General features: G+C 71.4%; 15 protein-coding genes. 6 read left to right on the plus strand and 9 right to left on the minus strand.

Translation table 11 applies throughout. The annotated features are described in order from the left end of the window. Positions 1-49: 49 nt before the first annotated feature. From ABT232_RS05920 to ABT232_RS05935, 4 genes are all read right to left on the minus strand, one after another. Positions 50-2,629, minus strand: a complete 2,580-nt coding sequence (locus ABT232_RS05920) for an ATP-binding protein (RefSeq protein ID WP_351836451.1) — start codon at positions 2,627-2,629, stop codon at positions 50-52. A 329-nt stretch (positions 2,630-2,958) separates the two neighbouring features. Beyond that, the gene (locus ABT232_RS05925) at positions 2,959-3,282 is read right to left on the minus strand and encodes an STAS domain-containing protein (RefSeq protein ID WP_043504169.1); all 324 of its coding nucleotides are present in this window, start codon (positions 3,280-3,282) and stop codon (positions 2,959-2,961) included. A gap of 170 nt (positions 3,283-3,452) precedes the next feature. After that, on the minus strand, positions 3,453-4,301 hold the full coding sequence (locus ABT232_RS05930; protein ID WP_351836454.1) for a 3-hydroxyacyl-CoA dehydrogenase family protein: 849 nt from the start codon (positions 4,299-4,301) through the stop codon (positions 3,453-3,455). Positions 4,302-4,427: 126 nt separating this feature from the next. Beyond that, positions 4,428-5,069: a TetR/AcrR family transcriptional regulator gene (locus ABT232_RS05935; RefSeq protein ID WP_351836457.1), complete on the minus strand. Its 642-nt coding sequence runs from the start codon at positions 5,067-5,069 to the stop codon at positions 4,428-4,430. 79 nt (positions 5,070-5,148) lie between these two features. Between ABT232_RS05935 and ABT232_RS05940 the strand changes: the two genes are divergently transcribed. From ABT232_RS05940 to ABT232_RS05950, 3 genes are read left to right on the plus strand one after another with little or no spacing between them, the layout of a single operon-like run. Further along, a complete protein-coding gene (locus ABT232_RS05940) occupies positions 5,149-5,931 on the plus strand; it encodes an ABC transporter ATP-binding protein (protein ID WP_351836460.1) in 783 nt (260 codons plus the stop codon). Positions 5,932-5,957: 26 nt separating this feature from the next. Continuing rightward, positions 5,958-6,707 carry an ABC transporter permease gene (locus ABT232_RS05945; RefSeq protein WP_351836463.1) on the plus strand — a complete coding sequence of 250 codons (750 nt, stop codon included), beginning with the start codon at positions 5,958-5,960 and terminating at the stop codon, positions 6,705-6,707. 19 nt (positions 6,708-6,726) lie between these two features. Then, a complete protein-coding gene (locus tag ABT232_RS05950; RefSeq protein WP_351836465.1) occupies positions 6,727-7,299 on the plus strand; it encodes a cob(I)yrinic acid a,c-diamide adenosyltransferase in 573 nt (190 codons plus the stop codon). Here ABT232_RS05950 and ABT232_RS05955 read toward each other — a convergent pair. Beyond that, the gene (locus tag ABT232_RS05955) at positions 7,225-7,845 is read right to left on the minus strand and encodes a hypothetical protein (RefSeq protein ID WP_351836468.1); all 621 of its coding nucleotides are present in this window, start codon (positions 7,843-7,845) and stop codon (positions 7,225-7,227) included. The genes ABT232_RS05950 and ABT232_RS05955 overlap by 75 nt on opposite strands. A gap of 152 nt (positions 7,846-7,997) precedes the next feature. Here ABT232_RS05955 and ABT232_RS05960 point away from each other — a divergent pair, with 152 nt between their 5' ends. From ABT232_RS05960 to ABT232_RS05970, 3 genes are all read left to right on the plus strand, one after another. Then, positions 7,998-9,185 carry a sensor histidine kinase gene (locus tag ABT232_RS05960; protein ID WP_351836470.1) on the plus strand — a complete coding sequence of 396 codons (1,188 nt, stop codon included), beginning with the start codon at positions 7,998-8,000 and terminating at the stop codon, positions 9,183-9,185. After that, positions 9,182-9,823 (plus strand): response regulator, encoded by a 642-nt coding sequence (locus ABT232_RS05965; RefSeq protein ID WP_351836472.1) that lies wholly within the window; start codon positions 9,182-9,184, stop codon positions 9,821-9,823. Before ABT232_RS05960 ends, ABT232_RS05965 begins: the two co-directional genes overlap by 4 nt. A gap of 132 nt (positions 9,824-9,955) precedes the next feature. Beyond that, a complete protein-coding gene (locus ABT232_RS05970; RefSeq protein WP_351836474.1) occupies positions 9,956-11,785 on the plus strand; it encodes a glycosyl hydrolase family 18 protein in 1,830 nt (609 codons plus the stop codon). Positions 11,786-11,866: 81 nt separating this feature from the next. On the opposite strand, the gene ABT232_RS05975 is transcribed toward ABT232_RS05970, so the two are convergent. The 4 genes from ABT232_RS05975 to ABT232_RS05990 all read right to left on the minus strand — a co-directional run bounded on the left by ABT232_RS05975 (position 11,867) and on the right by ABT232_RS05990 (position 15,282). Then, positions 11,867-12,313: a DUF2550 domain-containing protein gene (locus ABT232_RS05975; RefSeq protein ID WP_351836476.1), complete on the minus strand. Its 447-nt coding sequence runs from the start codon at positions 12,311-12,313 to the stop codon at positions 11,867-11,869. A 129-nt stretch (positions 12,314-12,442) separates the two neighbouring features. Further along, entirely contained in the window at positions 12,443-12,817 is a 375-nt protein-coding gene (locus tag ABT232_RS05980; RefSeq protein ID WP_351836478.1) for a F0F1 ATP synthase subunit epsilon, read from the minus strand. Positions 12,818-12,928: 111 nt separating this feature from the next. Then, a complete protein-coding gene (gene atpD / locus ABT232_RS05985; RefSeq protein ID WP_351836480.1) occupies positions 12,929-14,365 on the minus strand; it encodes a F0F1 ATP synthase subunit beta in 1,437 nt (478 codons plus the stop codon). Next, complete coding sequence (locus tag ABT232_RS05990) at positions 14,365-15,282, minus strand: F0F1 ATP synthase subunit gamma (RefSeq protein WP_351836483.1); 918 nt, start codon at positions 15,280-15,282, stop codon at positions 14,365-14,367. Before ABT232_RS05990 ends, atpD begins: the two co-directional genes overlap by 1 nt. Between the last annotated feature and the right edge of the window lies 1 nt (position 15,283).

The raw sequence follows: 15,283 nt of genomic DNA on the forward strand, positions 1-15,283 counted from the left end.
CGGAGGGCCGGGTCCTGGGAACGGACCCGGCCCTTCGCTGTCACCGCGCTCAGATCACCGGCTGCTCGCCGCCGGGTGAGCCCGTGTCGCCGCTCTCGGTGGCGCTCGCCGAGCTGCTGGACTCCACCGGGGCGCCGGTGTCGGCGGGACCGCTGGCGGAGTCGGAGGTGGACGGGGTCTCCGAGGGGGTCTCGGTGGGGGTCTCCGTCGGCGTCTCGGTGGGGGTCTCCGTGGGCGGCTGGGAGGTCTCCGTCGGCGGCTTCGAGGTCGCGGTCGGCGGCTTGGAGGTGGACGACGGCGGCTTCGACGTCGACGACGGCGGCTTCGACGGCGAGCCGGAGGGCTCGTCGCCGGGCTCCCGGGTGCCGCTGGGGTCGTCGGACGGCTCGTCCGGCTCCGCGGCGGTGTCCGTCGGCGTGGGGTCGTCGGAGGTGCCGAAGGTGCCGTCGGGGCCCGGGTCGGTCGGGCGGCTGGTCGCCGTACCGGTGTCGCCGTCGCCCTCCTGTGCCGCCTCGTCGGCGTCCAGGCTGTCGTCGCCCTCGCCCTGGCTGGCCGAGGGGTTGACGCCGACCTGGTCCGAGGGGCTGTCGGCGTCGTTGCTGGAGGTCGCGCCGAGCGTCACCACGGTGCCGAGGACCGCCGCGAGCAGGGCCCCGGCGCCGGCCGCGACCAGGTTGCGCCGGGCGAGGCCGCGCAGGCCGCCACGGGCGCGCCGGGACGCCGTACCGCCCGCCGTGGAGCGGTGGGTGACGAGTTCGGCGCCGTCGGCGGGCCGCGCCGGGGCCGGGAACTCCGGCAGGGCCGCGGGGACACCGCCGGACGGGGAGGCGGACTCCTCGTGCCGGGCGGCGGCCACCTCGTCGCCGACGCCGGCGCCGATGACCGGGCCGGCGCTCACCACACCGACACCGGGGGTGTTGCCGGAGCGGTCGTCGACGAGGGCCAGGGCGCGCCGGCCCGCGACGGTGCCGCGCTTGTCGGCGAGGGCGCCGCGCAGCGCGATGGAGGCCTCCAGTTCGGCGCGGGCCCGGTCGAGGCGGCCCTCGCACAGCGCGAGGATGCCGAGCTCATGGTGGAAGTAGGCCTGTTCCGCGACCTCTCCGGCGAGCCGGGAGGCCTCCGCGCCGGCCCGCAGGGTGCGCTCCCAGGCGTTCCAGTGCAGTCCGGCGGCGAAGGCGGGAGCCGCCGTACGGGCCAGCCGCACCGCCGGGCTCTCCTCGTCCTCGGCGGGCGGGGTGGTCGCCGGGACGAGCACGGCGAGCGCGGCGAGCACGGCGTCGGCCTCGGCGCACACCCGCTCGGGGGCGACCGAGGGGTGGCCCGCCCACCAGGCGTAGTGCCGGGCCGCGGTGAGCGCGCTGTCGCGGAGGTCGTCGGCGTATCCGGCGGCCTCCAGCTGGGTCTGCACCCCGGCGGCGAGCCGGTAGCGGCCGCCGACCGGGCCGACCAGGGCGCAGCCGAGGAGTTCGCCGAGGGCGGCGTCCGCGTGGGTGTCGCCGACCAGGGCGGGCAGGTGCGCCTGGTGCGGCACCTCGCCGCCGAGGGCGACGGCGAACCGCAGGGTGGCGCGCGCCGACTCGCTGAGCCGGGAGGCGAGCAGCGCGACGGGCGCGGCTCCCTCGGCCAGCGAGGGCAGGGGTATCTCGTCGCCGGTGGCGGCCTCGAAGGGCGCGTCCGCCGGGGGTTCCTGGAAGACGCCGAACTCGTCGAAGGCGTCCGCGCCGGCCCGCAGCCGGTCGCGCTGCCGGAGCAGGGCGCCCGCCTGGACGAACCGCAGCGGCAGTCCCTCGGACTCGAACCACAGGTCACCGGCCCAGCCGGCCTCGTCCTCGGCGAGGGGACGGCCGACGGCGTGCCGGAGCAGGTCGAGCCCGCCGGCCCGGTCGAGGCCGGCGAGGAAGACCTCCTCCAGGGCGGACTCGGCGGACGGCGCGGGCACGTCGGGGGTGGCGCTGATCAGGAAGGCGCACTCGGGGGTGGCGTCCAGCAGCTCGTCGAGGGCGGCGCCGCCGAACTCGATGTCGTCGAGCACGACGACGGCACCGATCTCGCGGACGGAGTCGAGGAGTTCGTCCCGTTCCGGGCGGTACCGGGGTGTGCCGTGAACGGCGTAGAAGAGGTCGTACAGCAGCTCGCCGGCGGTGCGGCGGAAGCCGCTGAGGCGGATCACGCCGTCGGGGGCGAGGTCCGCGCAGTCCTCGGCGACGACGTCGAGCAGGGCGGTGCGGCCGGAGCCGCCGGGGCCGGTCAGGCGGACCGAGCGGCCGCGGGCGAGCAGCCGGACCAGGCGTTCGCGCTCTTCCTGGCGCTCCAGCAGCGGCAGTTGGGGCCGGGCCGGTCCGGGCGGGGCCGGCGGGCGGGCCGCGCGGGCGACCTCGGCGCGTTCGGCCGCGGTCAGCTTGGCGGGCCGTCCGGGCCGCTCGGCGGGCGGGCACAGCTCGATCTCGCTGCCGTCCACCGGGTTGACGGTGAGCAGATGGTCGCCGGAGACGAGCTGGACCGTGCGCGCGAGCGCCGGTGCGTGCTGTCCGAAGTCGGGTGTGAGGGAGTCCCTGGGCGGGCGCTGGCGCGGCGCGTGGCTCTCGCCGCCATGGCCGTACTCCTCGGGTCCCCGGTTGTTCGGGTCCATAGGTTCAAGCCCCCCAAAAGCGTCGAGTGCGACCAGCCCCTCCCGGCCGTGTCGCACACCGCGCTGTCGCTTCTGGTCCGGGCCCGCTCGAGGGTGGATCGGACAGCGGGCGACCGAACCCTAAACCTTCGCTCAGTATCTACGACAGCCCGGGGTGCCGGGCCGTCCGAGACGTCACAGTCTCGTGAGGATTGTGCGCGACATTCCTGTCGGGACCGGAACGTCCGGCTCTTCGCACCTCACCCGCGCGGGGACGCCTCATCCACGTGGCACACCCCAATCCGCGCGGCAGGTCTCGCCCGAGCCGCCCGCCCCGTCCTCGCCGAACGTCACACGCGCGGCAGGGACTCCACGCCGATGCCGCCCTCGATCGCCAGGATCCGGTGCAGCCGGGTGGCGACCAGCAGGCGCTGCATCTGCGGCGGTACGCCGCGCAGCACCAGCCGGCGGCCGCAGCGGCCGGCCCGCCGGTGCGCACCCATGATCACCCCGAGACCGGTGGCGTCCCAGGAGTCCAGTTCGGACAGGTCGAGGACCAGATCGCCGACTCCGTCGTCGACGGCCGAGTGCAGAACCGCACGGGCGTCCGCCGCGCTGCGGACGTCGAGGCGGCCCCCGACGACCACCTCGGCGTGGTCGCCCCTGATGTGCATATGCGCTCCCCGGTGCGTTCGGTGACGTACTCCATGACGGTGGCTGTGCAACGTCGGTGGGACGGTGGCTTGCACCGTCTGACTGCTTCGGTGGCGATGCGGTTGCTGCTTGTAAGGGAACCGATACCGAATTCACCCCGAGGTGTGATGTCCCTGAGGCGTGTGCTGTCTCAGTGCTTGTAGAAGCCCTGCCCGCTCTTGCGGCCGATGTCACCGGCGTCAACCATCCGGCGCATCAGCTCCGGCGGAGCGAACTTCTCGTCCTGCGTCTCGGTGTAGATGTTGCCGGTGGCGTGCAGCAGGATGTCGACGCCCGTGAGGTCGGCGGTGGCGAGCGGGCCCATGGCGTGGCCGAAGCCCAGCTTGCAGGCGAGGTCGATGTCCTCGGCGCTGGCGACGCCCGACTCGTAGAGCTTGGTGGCCTCGACGACGAGGGCCGAGATCAGCCGGGTGGTCACGAAGCCGGCCACGTCCCGGTTGACGACGATGCAGGTCTTGCCGACGGACTCGGCGAACTCGCGGGCGGTGGCGAGCGTCTCGTCGCTGGTCTTGTAGCCGCGGACCAGCTCGACGAGCTGCATCATCGGCACCGGCGAGAAGAAGTGCACGCCGACGACCCGCTCGGGGCGCTCGGTGGCGGCCGCGATCTTGGTGATCGGGATGGCCGAGGTGTTGGAGGCGAGCACGGCCTCCGGGCGCACGATCTTGTCGAGGGCGCGGAAGATCTCGTGCTTGACCTCGAGCTTCTCGAAGACGGCCTCGACGACGACGTCCGCGTCGGCGACGGCGTCCAGGTCGGTGGTGGCGGTGATCCGGCCGAGCGCGGCCTCGGCGTCGGCCGCGGCCAGCTTGCCCTTGGCGACGAACTTGTCGTACGAGGCCTTGATGCCGTCGGTGCCGCGCTTCAGCGCCTCGTCGGTGACGTCGCGCAGCACGACGTCCCAGCCCGCCTGGGCGGAGACCTGGGCGATACCGGATCCCATGAGACCGGCCCCGATGACGGCGAGCTTCCGTGCCACTGTGCGACTCCCCTGATACGCGCTGTCCTTGTTCCTCTCGGGCGGACACTAGCGCTCGTGAGGGGCTGTGTGACCGGTAAGTAATGCGCGTCACGTCTCAGATGACGGACATCACACCGGCGAGGGTCACTGGGCGCCTCGTACGGCGTAGTTGAGCACCTTCTCGCTCAACAGCTCCTCCATCTCGTCCAGCAGCAGCAGGACCTGACGGGACACCTCGGCGGGCCGGCCGCCGGCCATCATGCGCTGGCCGATGGCCGCCATCACGGTGTGGTGGAGCCAGTTGACCTGACCGGCGATCAGGGTCGGGAGCGGGTCGTCGGCCTCGGCGCCGGTCTCCTCGCGCAGGGTCCACTCCAGGTTGTCGACGGTCTCCTGGCCGATGGCCCAGAGCCGGGAGCGCAGGGCGGGCGATTCATGAATCACCGTCATGAACCGGGCATAGCCGTCCATCAGCCCCACGTGCGGCGAGACCGCCTCGACCTCCTCGCGCAGTTCGCGCAGCACCGCCTCGGCGGCGGACTCGCCGTCGCGCCGGCCGCGCACCCAGCGCGAGAGCCGGTCGACGACCCCCTTGGAGCGATCGAGGAAGAGGTCCTCCTTGGCCGGGAAGTAGTTGTAGACGGTGTTCACGGAGACGTTCGAGGCCTCGGCGATCTCCGCGACGGTGACGGCGTCGAAGCCGCGCTCGACGAACAGCCCCGTGGCGACATCGGAGATGTACTGCCGGGTCTGCCGCTTCTTCCGCTCCCTGAGTCCCTCGGCCATACCGCCATCCTAGCTTCGCTGGGGCCGATGAAAACTTGGGGTCGTTGCAAAATTTCAGTGCCTCTGTTTTTCTGGGGTCATGGCAATCATCAGTACGGCGGGACTGGCCCGCACCTTCCAGACCAAGCACGGCCCCGTCGAGGCGGTGCGCGGGATCGACCTGACCGTGCGGCCCGGCGAGATCGTCGGCCTCCTCGGGCCCAACGGCGCCGGCAAGACCACCACCCTGCGGATGCTGACCACCCTGTTGAAGCCGACCGGCGGCGCGGCCACCGTCGCGGGCTGCGATCTGGTGGCCGACCCGGTCGGGGTCCGCCGGGCCTGCGGTTACGTGGCGCAGTCCGGCGGCGTCGACGGCCAGATCACCGTCCGCGAGGAGCTGGTCACCCAGGGCCGCATGTACCGGCTGACGAAGGACCAGGCCCGCCGGCGCGCCGAGGAGCTGGCGCACGACCTGGACCTCACCGATCTGCTGGACCGCAAGGCCGCCACGCTCTCCGGCGGCCGGCGCCGCCGCCTGGACATCGCGATGGCGCTCACCCACCGCCCGAGGGTGCTCTTCCTCGACGAGCCGACCACCGGCCTCGACCCGGCCGGCCGCGCCGACCTGTGGGCCCGGGTCCGCCGGCTGCGCGACGAGCACGGCACCACCGTCGTCCTCACCACCCACTACCTCGACGAGGCCGACGCCCTCTCCGACCGCCTGGTGATCGTCGACCGGGGCGTGGTCGCCGCCGAGGGCACCCCGGCCGCGCTGAAGCTGAAGTACGCCGGCTCGATCGACGCCGGCCTCCAGGACACCTTCCTCGCCATCACCGGCCGCGACGCCACACCCGCCGACACGGCCCCCGTAGCCGTCTAACCACAGCCGCCCAGGGACACGACACGATGCTGCTCCACGACACCGCACTGATCTACGCCCGCTACGCCCGCCAGTCGCTGCGCTCGCGTTTCGCGCTGCTCTTCGGCGTGCTGATGCCGCTGCTGTACCTGCTCTTCTTCGGTCCGCTGCTGACGGAGCTGCCGCTCGGCGGCGCGGGCAGCTCCTGGCAGCTGCTCGTGCCCGGACTGCTGCTGCAACTCGCCTTGTTCGGCGCCTCGTTCGCCGGATTCATGATCATCCTGGAGAAGGGGCAGGGGGTGGTCGAGCGGATGCGGGTGACACCCGTGAGCCGGCTCGCCCTGCTGCTCGGCCGGGTGCTGCGGGACGCCACGATCTTCGTCTTCCAGGCGGTGCTGCTGGTGCTGGCGGCCGTCGCCATGGGCCTGCGCGCCCCGCTGCCCGGTGTCCTGATCGGCTTCGGCTTCGTCGCCCTGCTCAGCGTGGCGCTGGCCTCGCTGTCGTACGCGCTGGCCATGAAGGTCCGGACCCCGCAGGGGTTCGGCCCGGCGGTCAACGCGCTGACCATGCCGTCGATGCTGCTGTCCGGCCTGATGCTGCCGATGACGCTCGGGCCCGCCTGGCTGGACGGGCTGTCGCACGTCATGCCGTTCCGCTACCTGGTGGACGCGATGCGCGACGCCTACGTCGGCGACTACACCAGCCCCGCCATGCTCCACGGCACCCTGGTCGCCGTCGGCTTCGCCGCCCTCTCCGTGACGGTGGGCACACGGGTCTTCCGTACCGCCGGGGCGTAGGCGTAACTACGCTGGCCGCATGGTCAATCTGACACGCATCTACACCAGGACCGGCGACAAGGGCACCACCGCCCTCGGCGACATGAGCCGGGTCGCCAAGACCGACCCGCGGATCTCGGCGTACGCCGACGCCAACGAGGCGAACGCGGTGCTCGGCACGGCGATCGCGCTGGGCGGCCTGGAGGAGGAGGTCGTGCAGGTCCTCACCCGTGTGCAGAACGACCTGTTCGACGTGGGCGCGGACCTGTCGACGCCGGTGGTGGAGAACCCCGAGTACCCGCCGCTGCGGGTCGAGCAGTTCTACATCGACCGGCTGGAGGCCGACTGCGACCGCTTCAACGAGCGGCTGGAGAAGCTGCGCTCCTTCATCCTCCCCGGCGGCACCCCGGGCGCGGCCCTGCTCCACCAGGCCTGCACGGTCGTCCGCCGGGCCGAGCGCTCCACCTGGGCGGCGATGGAGGTGCACGGCGAGACCATGAACCCGCTCACCGCGACCTACCTGAACCGCCTGTCGGACCTACTGTTCATCCTTGCCCGGACGGCCAACAAGGACGTCGGGGACGTGCTCTGGGTCCCGGGCGGGGAGCGCTGACCCGGACGTAGCCGCCGGGGCCTTCTTCGGCCACACGAAGTAGGCCAGGGCGACCAGGCCGTGGATGCCGGCGGCCCGCAGCGCCACCCACTGGAACGAGCGCAGCGACGAGATGTCGCCGTCGTCACCGACGTACCGGATGGCGGCCTGGAGCAGCGCGCAGGCCACCGCCGCGGCCAGCAGCGTCCGCAGCCACAGCCGGGCCTCGTGCCGGGCGCGCGGCATGCCGTACCGGGGGGCGCCGGCCGGCCTCGGCGCCCCGGCGAGGCGGTGCGCGGCGTGGCCGTCGAGCCAGCGGATCGTGTAGTGGCCGTACGCCAGCGTGAAGCCGATGTACAGCGCCGCCAGGCCGTGCTCCCAGCCCGGTACGGCGCCGTTCTTCAGGTCGACCGCGGTCGCCGCGAACAGCACCAGCTCCAGGACCGGCTCGCACAGCAGCAGCGCGACGCTCGTCCGGCGCCACCTCAGCAGATAGCGGACGGCCAGGCCCAGCGCCAGCAGCACCCAGAAGCCGACCTCACAGGCGATGATCAACGCGACGATCATGATGCGCTCCCTTCGGTCACCCTCCCAGGCTCCCGGCTCGGCGGGCCAGGATCGTCGTCGCCGGTGACGAACCCGCGGTACATCGAAAGATGCAGTGCGGGACCGTTCCCGCGGATCAGGCGAGCGCGGCCGGTGCCGTGTTGGATGGGCACATGGCCGTTGCCCGCCTCCCCCGCCCGCGCCGCTTCGACGTGTACGCCGGGCTGGCCGGGCTGCTCGGCGGGCTGCTGCTGTGGGGCATCGGCCTCGCCACCCGGCCGGAGCGGGAGCCGATCGTGCTGCTGCCGGGTCCCTGGCCGATCCTGGTGCCCCTGGTGGTGATGGCGGGCTGCGAGGTGCTGCGCCGGGCCGCCCCCCGCACCGCCCTGCTGACCGCCACCGCCGCGCTGACCCTGGACACCGTCACCCAGGGCAGCCTGGCCACCCTGGTGATGTACACCGACGTGATGTACGCCGCCGTGCTGTACGGCACCCCGGCCTCCGCCCGGCGCATCCCCCGCGTCACCGGACTGCTGTCGATCGCCGCGACGGTGGTGCCGTTCGCGCTGTGGCGGGTGCCGGAGGCGCTGCTGATCGGGGTGGCCGTCGGCATCATGTCGTTCGCGCCCGCCTCCACCGGCCTCATCGTGCGCACCCACCGCGACGCCGCCGAGGCCGCCCGGCTGCGCGCCGAGCAGACCGCGCTGCTCGCCGAGATGGACCGCGCCCAGGCGGTCGGCGCCGAACGCGCCCGGATGGCGCGGGAGCTGCACGACATGGTCGCCAACCATCTGTCGGCGATCGCCATCCACTCCACGGCCGCGCTCTCCCTCGACGACCCCGGCACCACCCGGCAGGCGCTCGGGGTGATCCGGGAGAACAGCGTCGCGGGGCTCGCCGAGATGCGCCGTCTGATCGGCATCCTGCGGGACGCGGGCGCCGGCACCGAGCCGTCCGCCGCGCCGACCCTCGACGGCCTCGGCGCGCTGGTCGACACCGCCCGCGCCAACGGTCTGGACGTGACCCTGGAGGCGGCGCACGAGCGGCTGCCCGCCCCGGTGGAACTGGCGGCCTACCGCATCGTCCAGGAGTCGCTGACCAACGCCCTCAAGCACGCCGGACCCGGCCGTGTCCGGGTGACCCTCGCTCAGCGCGACGGCAGCCTCGGCATCGACGTCATCAGCCCCTGCGGCGACCGGGACGCGCCGCGCGCCCCCGGTTCCGGGGCCGGTCTGGTGGGGATGCGGGAGCGGGCCTCGCTGCTGCGCGGCACGCTGCGCGCCGGACCCGAGGACACCGCGGACGGCCGCATCTGGGCCGTGCGCGCGACACTTCCCACCGTCGAAGGAGACTCCTCATGATCCGCGTCCTGGTCGCCGAGGACCAGTCCGCCGTGCGCGCCGGACTGGTGCTCATCCTGGGCAGCGCACCGGACATCGAGGTGGTGGGCGAGGCGGCGGACGGGGAGCGGGCGGTGGCGCTGGCCCGTGAACTGCGGCCGGATCTGGTGCTGATGGATGTGCAGATGCCGCGGCTGGACGGGGTGTCGGCGACCCGGCAGGTGGTCGCCGAGGGTCTGGCGGACGTGCTGGTGCTGACCACCTTCGACCTCGACGAGTACGTGTTCGGGGCGCTGCGCGCGGGCGCGTCCGGGTTCCTGCTGAAGAACACCGAGGCGGCGGATCTGCTGGCGGCGGTGCGGACGGTGGCCGGCGGCGAGGGCCTGATCGCCCCGGCCGTGACACGGCGGCTGATCGCCGAGTTCGCGGCCGGGCCCGCCCGGGAGCCGAAGGGTGATCCGGCGGTGCTGGAGCAACTGACCCGGCGGGAGCGGGAGGTGCTGTCGTGCCTCGGGGAGGGCCTGTCGAACGCGGAGATCGCGGGGCGGCTCGACATGGCGGAGGCGACGGTGAAGACGCACGTCAGCCGGTTGCTGGGGAAGCTGGAGCTGCGCAGCCGGGTGCAAGCGGCGGTGCTGGCGCAGGAGTTGGGCGTCTGAGAAGGGTTACCGGCGGGCGGCCTGGGTAGTGGTCCAGACCTATTGACCTATGGTCCAGACCTTTCTATTCTCGCCGCACCGTGGGCGTGAAGGCTCAGTCACGCCCCCCACACCCCCATAAGGAGGCGCAGGATGCGCTTCAGACACAGAGCAGCGGCAGGATTCGCGACGCTGCTGCTCCCCTTCGCCGGACTGGTCGGGCTCGCCAGCCCCGCCCAGGCCGCCACCGAGGCCACCGCCACCTACGTCAAGTCCCAGGACTGGGGCAGCGGCTTCGAGGGCAAGTGGACCGTCAAGAACACCGGCACCACGACCCTCAGCTCGTGGACGGTCGAGTGGGACTTCCCCGCCGGCACCTCGGTCACCTCCGGCTGGGACGCCGACTTCACCTCCTCCGGCACCCACTGGACCGCCAAGAACAAGTCCTGGAACGGCACCCTCGCCCCCGGCGCCTCCCTCACCTTCGGGTTCAACGGCTCCGGCACCGGCTCCCCGACCAACTGCAAGCTCAACGGCGGCAGTTGTGACGGCGGCCCGAGCGTTCCCGGCGACGCCGCCCCCTCCGCCCCCGGCACCCCGACCGCCTCCGGCGTCACCGACACCTCGGTGAAGCTCACCTGGAGCGCGGCCACCGACGACAAGGGCATCAAGAACTACGACGTCCTGCGCGGCGGCACCAAGGTCGCCACCGTCACCGGAACGAGCTACACGGACACCGGCCTCACCGCCGGCACCGACTACTCGTACACCGTCCAGGCCCGCGACACCGCCGACCAGACCGGCCCGGTCAGCGCCTCGGTCGCGGTCCGCACCACCGGCGGCTCCACCGACCCCGGCCCGCAGCCCGGTGCCAAGGTCAACCTCGGCTACTTCACCGAGTGGGGCGTCTACGGCCGCAACTACCACGTCAAGAACCTGGTGACCTCCGGCTCCGCCGCCAAGATCACCCACATCAACTACGCGTTCGGCAACGTCAAGAACGGCCAGTGCGTCCTCGACGACGCCTACGCCGCCACCGACAAGGCCTACACCGCCGACCAGTCCGTCAGCGGCACCGCCGACACCTGGGACCAGCCGCTGCGCGGCAACTTCAACCAGCTGCGTCAGCTGAAGGCCAAGTACCCGCACATCAAGGTGCTGTACTCCTTCGGCGGCTGGACCTACTCCGGCGGCTTCGGCCAGGCGGCGCAGAACGCGGCCGCGTTCGCCAAGTCCTGCAAGGCCGTCGTGGAGGACCCGCGCTGGGCCGATGTCTTCGACGGCATCGACATCGACTGGGAGTACCCGAACGCCTGCGGCCTGATCTGCGACACTTCCGGTCCGGCCGCCTTCAAGAACCTGTCGCAGGCGCTGCGCGCCGAGTTCGGCAAGGACTACCTGATCACCGCCGCCATCACCGCTGACGGCACCGACGGCGGCAAGATCGACGCGGCCGACTACGGCGGCGCCGCGCAGTACCTCGACTGGTACAACGTCATGACGTACGACTACTTCGGCGCCTGGGACAAGACCGGTCCGACCGCCCCGCACTCGCCGCTCACCTCGTACAGCGGCATCCCGAAGGAGGGCTTCACCTCCGCCGCCGCCATCGCCAAGCTGAAGGCCAAGGGCGTCCCGGCGTCCAAGCTGCTGCTCGGCATCGGCTTCTACGGCCGCGGCTGGACCGGCGTCACCCAGTCGGCCCCCGGCGGCACCGCCACCGGCGCCGCGCCCGGCACCTACGAGGCGGGCATCGAGGACTACAAGGTCCTCAAGACGGCCTGCCCCGCCACCGGCACCGTCGCCGGCACGGCCTACGCGCACTGCGGCACCAACTGGTGGTCCTACGACACCCCGGCGACCATCGGCACCAAGATGACCTGGGCCAAGAACCAGGGCCTGGGCGGCGCGTTCTTCTGGGAGTTCAGCGGTGACACCAGCAACGGTGAACTGGTGAACGCCATCGCAAGCGGCCTGAAGTAGAGGCCGAAGAACCATAACTGAGCGACACTGACGCTCCCCCGGACTTCGTCCGGGGGGACCCCCACCAGCGAGTGAACATGGCTACGCCACGTTCACTCGCTGTCCGGGTGGGGCTGCCTCGAGCCATGCGAGAAATCCGGTCAGCGCGTCTTCGCTCATGGCGAGCTCCAGCCGCGAGCCCCGGTGCAGACAGGCCAGGATCACCGCGTCGGACAGCAGTGCCAGCTCCTCCTCGCCCTCGGGCAGCCGGCGGCCGGCCACCTCGATCGCCGAACGCTCCAGCACCCGGCGCGGGCGGGGAGCGTAGGAGAAGACCCGGAACCACTCCACGCGGTCGCCGTTGTAGCGAGCCACTCCATAGGCCCAGCCCTTGCCGCCGGCGTCGCCCTCTTCCGGGACGTCCCAGCGCAGGGAGCAGTCGAAGGTGCCGCCGGAGCGCTGGATGAGCCTGCGGCGCAGACCGAAGACGAACAATCCCAGCACCACGAGGGCGACGACGATTCCGCACACAGTCAGAGCGAGGACCATCGGCACCGACCTCCTCGTCTCCTAGGTAACGGAACGGAAAAAACCTCTATATCTGCCTCAGCCGCGGCCGGCTCCGGATTGCTCCGGTGCCGACCGCGGCTGAGTGGCGTCACTACACGGCGCGCTGTATCAGCGCGCCGCCGCCGCACGCAGTCGGACGTCCGCGCGGCGCTCGGCGGCGGCGTCGCCCTCCGCCTTGGCGCGCTCGAGCTCCCGCTCCGCGCGCTGGATGTCGATCTCGTCCGACAGCTCGGCGATCTCGGCCAGCAGCGACAGCTTGTTGTCCGCGAACGAGATGAAACCGCCGTGCACCGCGGCGACGACCGTTCCACCATCACTCGTACGGATGGTCACCGGGCCCGACTCCAGCACACCGAGCAGCGGCTGGTGACCGGGCATGACGCCGATGTCGCCGGACGTGGTGCGCGCGACGACCAGGGTGGCCTCGCCGGACCAGACCTCTCGGTCGGCCGCGACCAGCGCGACGTGCAGCTCAGCAGCCAAGGTTGGCTCCTCGGGTCACCACCCGGCGGTTGTGCCGGGTGTTGGTTACAAGTCTAGTGGGCGTGGATGAGGGGGCGGGACGTGCCCGCCCCCTCGTCACGAGCGCGAGGCTCAGGAGACGCCCAGCTCCTTGGCGTTGTTCTTGAGGTCCTCAAGACCACCGCACATGAAGAACGCCTGCTCCGGGAAGTGGTCGTACTCGCCGTCGCAGATCGCGTTGAACGCGGCGATCGACTCGTCCAGCGGCACGTCCGAACCGTCCACGCCGGTGAACTGCTTGGCGACGTGGGTGTTCTGGGACAGGAAGCGCTCCACGCGACGGGCACGGTGGACGACGAGCTTGTCCTCCTCGCCGAGCTCGTCGATACCGAGGATCGCGATGATGTCCTGGAGGTCCTTGTACTTCTGCAGGATGTTCTTCACGCGCATGGCCGCGTTGTAGTGGTCCTGCGTGATGTAGCGCGGGTCCAGGATCCGGGACGTGGAGTCCAGCGGGTCCACGGCCGGGTAGATGCCCTTCTCGGAGATCGGACGGGAGAGAACCGTCGTCGCGTCGAGGTGGGCGAAGGTGGTGGCCGGGGCCGGGTCGGTCAGGTCGTCCGCGGGGACGTAGATCGCCTGCATCGAGGTGATCGAGTGACCACGGGTCGAGGTGATGCGCTCCTGGAGGAGACCCATCTCGTCGGCCAGGTTCGGCTGGTAACCCACCGCGGAGGGCATACGGCCGAGCAGGGTCGACACCTCGGAACCCGCCTGCGTGAAGCGGAAGATGTTGTCGATGAAGAACAGCACGTCCTGCTTCTGCACATCGCGGAAGTACTCCGCCATGGTCAGACCGGCCAGGGCGACGCGCAGACGGGTGCCCGGGGGCTCGTCCATCTGGCCGAAGACCAGGGCGGTCTTGTCGATGACGCCCGAGTCGCTCATCTCTTCGATGAGGTCGTTGCCCTCACGGGTGCGCTCACCGACACCGGCGAACACCGACACACCGTCGTGGTTGTTGGCGACGCGGTAGATCATCTCCTGGATGAGCACCGTCTTGCCGACGCCGGCACCACCGAACAGACCGATCTTTCCACCCTTGACGTACGGGGTGAGAAGGTCGATGACCTTGACGCCGGTCTCGAACATCTCGGTCTTCGACTCGAGCTCGTCGAAGTTCGGCGCCTTGCGGTGGATGGACCAGCGCTCACCGTCGTAGGACTCGTCGACGTTCAGCACCTCACCGAGGGTGTTGAACACCTTGCCCTTGGTGAAGTCGCCGACCGGGACGGTGATGCCCGTGCCGGTGTCGGTGACGGCGGCCTGGCGGACCAGACCGTCGGTCGGCTGCATGGAGATGGTGCGGACCAGGCCGTCACCCAGGTGCTGGGCGACCTCCAGGGTCAGCGTCTTCTTCTCGCCGGCGTTGGCCGGGTCGGCCACCTCGACGTGCAGCGCGTTGTAGATCTCCGGCATCGCGTCGACGGGGAACTCCACGTCGACGACCGGGCCGATGACCCGCGCGACGCGGCCCGTCGCCGTGGCCGTCTGAGCAGTGGTGGTCATTACTTGTCACTCCCCGCGGTCGCGTCGGCCAGGGCGCTCGCGCCACCGACGATCTCGCTGATTTCCTGGGTGATTTCGGCCTGGCGGGCCGCGTTGGCAAGACGGGAGAGCGTGTTGATCAGCTCGCCCGCGTTGTCGGTGGCCGACTTCATCGCGCGCCGCGTGGCGGCGTGCTTCGAAGCCGCCGACTGGAGCAGCGCGTTGTAGATCCGGCTCTCGACGTACCGCGGCAGCAGCGCGTCGAGGACGTCCTCGGCCGACGGTTCGAAGTCGTACAGCGGCAGGATCTCGTCCTTGGCGGACTTCTCCTGCGCGACTTCGTCGAGGCTGAGCGGCAGCAGGCGCGCGTCGAGCGCCGTCTGCGTCATCATCGAGACGAACTCGGTGAAGACGATGTGGATCTCGTCCACGCCGCCGTCCGCCGTGTCCTTCTCGATCGCCTCGATCAGCGGGGCCGCGACCTTCTTGGCGTCCGCGTACGACGGCTCGTCGGTGAACCCGGTCCACGACTCCGCGACCGTGCGCTCGCGGAAGTTGTAGTGGGCGACACCGCGCCGGCCGACGATGTACGTGTCGACCTGCTTGCCCTCGCGCTCCAGCCGTTCGGTCAGCTGCTCCGCCGCCTTGATGGCGTTGGAGTTGAACGCGCCGGCCAGACCGCGGTCGCTGGTCAGCAGCAGCACCGCGGAACGGGTGACCGTCTCGGCCGCCGTGGTCAGCGGGTGCTTGGTGTTGGAGCCGGTGCCGACCGCGGTGACCGCGCGGGTCAGTTCGTCCGCGTACGGCGTGGAGGCCGCCACCTTGCGCTGCGCCTTGACGACACGCGAGGCGGCGATCATCTCCATCGCCTTGGTGATCTTCTTGGTCGCGGTGACGGATCGGATGCGACGCTTGTAGACCCGGAGCTGAGCTCCCATG

The sequence above is a fragment of the Streptomyces sp. NPDC001532 genome, assembly GCF_040298625.1.
Lineage (GTDB): Bacteria > Actinomycetota > Actinomycetes > Streptomycetales > Streptomycetaceae > Streptomyces.

Excerpts from the sequence above, each read along its gene's own strand:
- ABT232_RS05945 (WP_351836463.1), top strand. The coding sequence starts at position 5,958 with ATGCTGCTCCACGACACCGCACTGATCTACGCCCGCTACGCCCGCCAG.
- ABT232_RS05935 (WP_351836457.1), bottom strand. The coding sequence starts at position 5,069 with ATGGCCGAGGGACTCAGGGAGCGGAAGAAGCGGCAGACCCGGCAGTAC.
- ABT232_RS05990 (WP_351836483.1), bottom strand. The coding sequence starts at position 15,282 with ATGGGAGCTCAGCTCCGGGTCTACAAGCGTCGCATCCGATCCGTCACC.
- atpD (WP_351836480.1), bottom strand. The coding sequence starts at position 14,365 with ATGACCACCACTGCTCAGACGGCCACGGCGACGGGCCGCGTCGCGCGG.
- ABT232_RS05925 (WP_043504169.1), bottom strand. The coding sequence starts at position 3,282 with ATGCACATCAGGGGCGACCACGCCGAGGTGGTCGTCGGGGGCCGCCTC.
- ABT232_RS05950 (WP_351836465.1), top strand. The coding sequence starts at position 6,727 with ATGGTCAATCTGACACGCATCTACACCAGGACCGGCGACAAGGGCACC.
- ABT232_RS05940 (WP_351836460.1), top strand. The coding sequence starts at position 5,149 with ATGGCAATCATCAGTACGGCGGGACTGGCCCGCACCTTCCAGACCAAG.
- ABT232_RS05965 (WP_351836472.1), top strand. The coding sequence starts at position 9,182 with ATGATCCGCGTCCTGGTCGCCGAGGACCAGTCCGCCGTGCGCGCCGGA.
- ABT232_RS05920 (WP_351836451.1), bottom strand. The coding sequence starts at position 2,629 with ATGGACCCGAACAACCGGGGACCCGAGGAGTACGGCCATGGCGGCGAG.
- ABT232_RS05955 (WP_351836468.1), bottom strand. The coding sequence starts at position 7,845 with ATGATCGTCGCGTTGATCATCGCCTGTGAGGTCGGCTTCTGGGTGCTG.
- ABT232_RS05960 (WP_351836470.1), top strand. The coding sequence starts at position 7,998 with ATGGCCGTTGCCCGCCTCCCCCGCCCGCGCCGCTTCGACGTGTACGCC.
- ABT232_RS05970 (WP_351836474.1), top strand. The coding sequence starts at position 9,956 with ATGCGCTTCAGACACAGAGCAGCGGCAGGATTCGCGACGCTGCTGCTC.
- ABT232_RS05975 (WP_351836476.1), bottom strand. The coding sequence starts at position 12,313 with ATGGTCCTCGCTCTGACTGTGTGCGGAATCGTCGTCGCCCTCGTGGTG.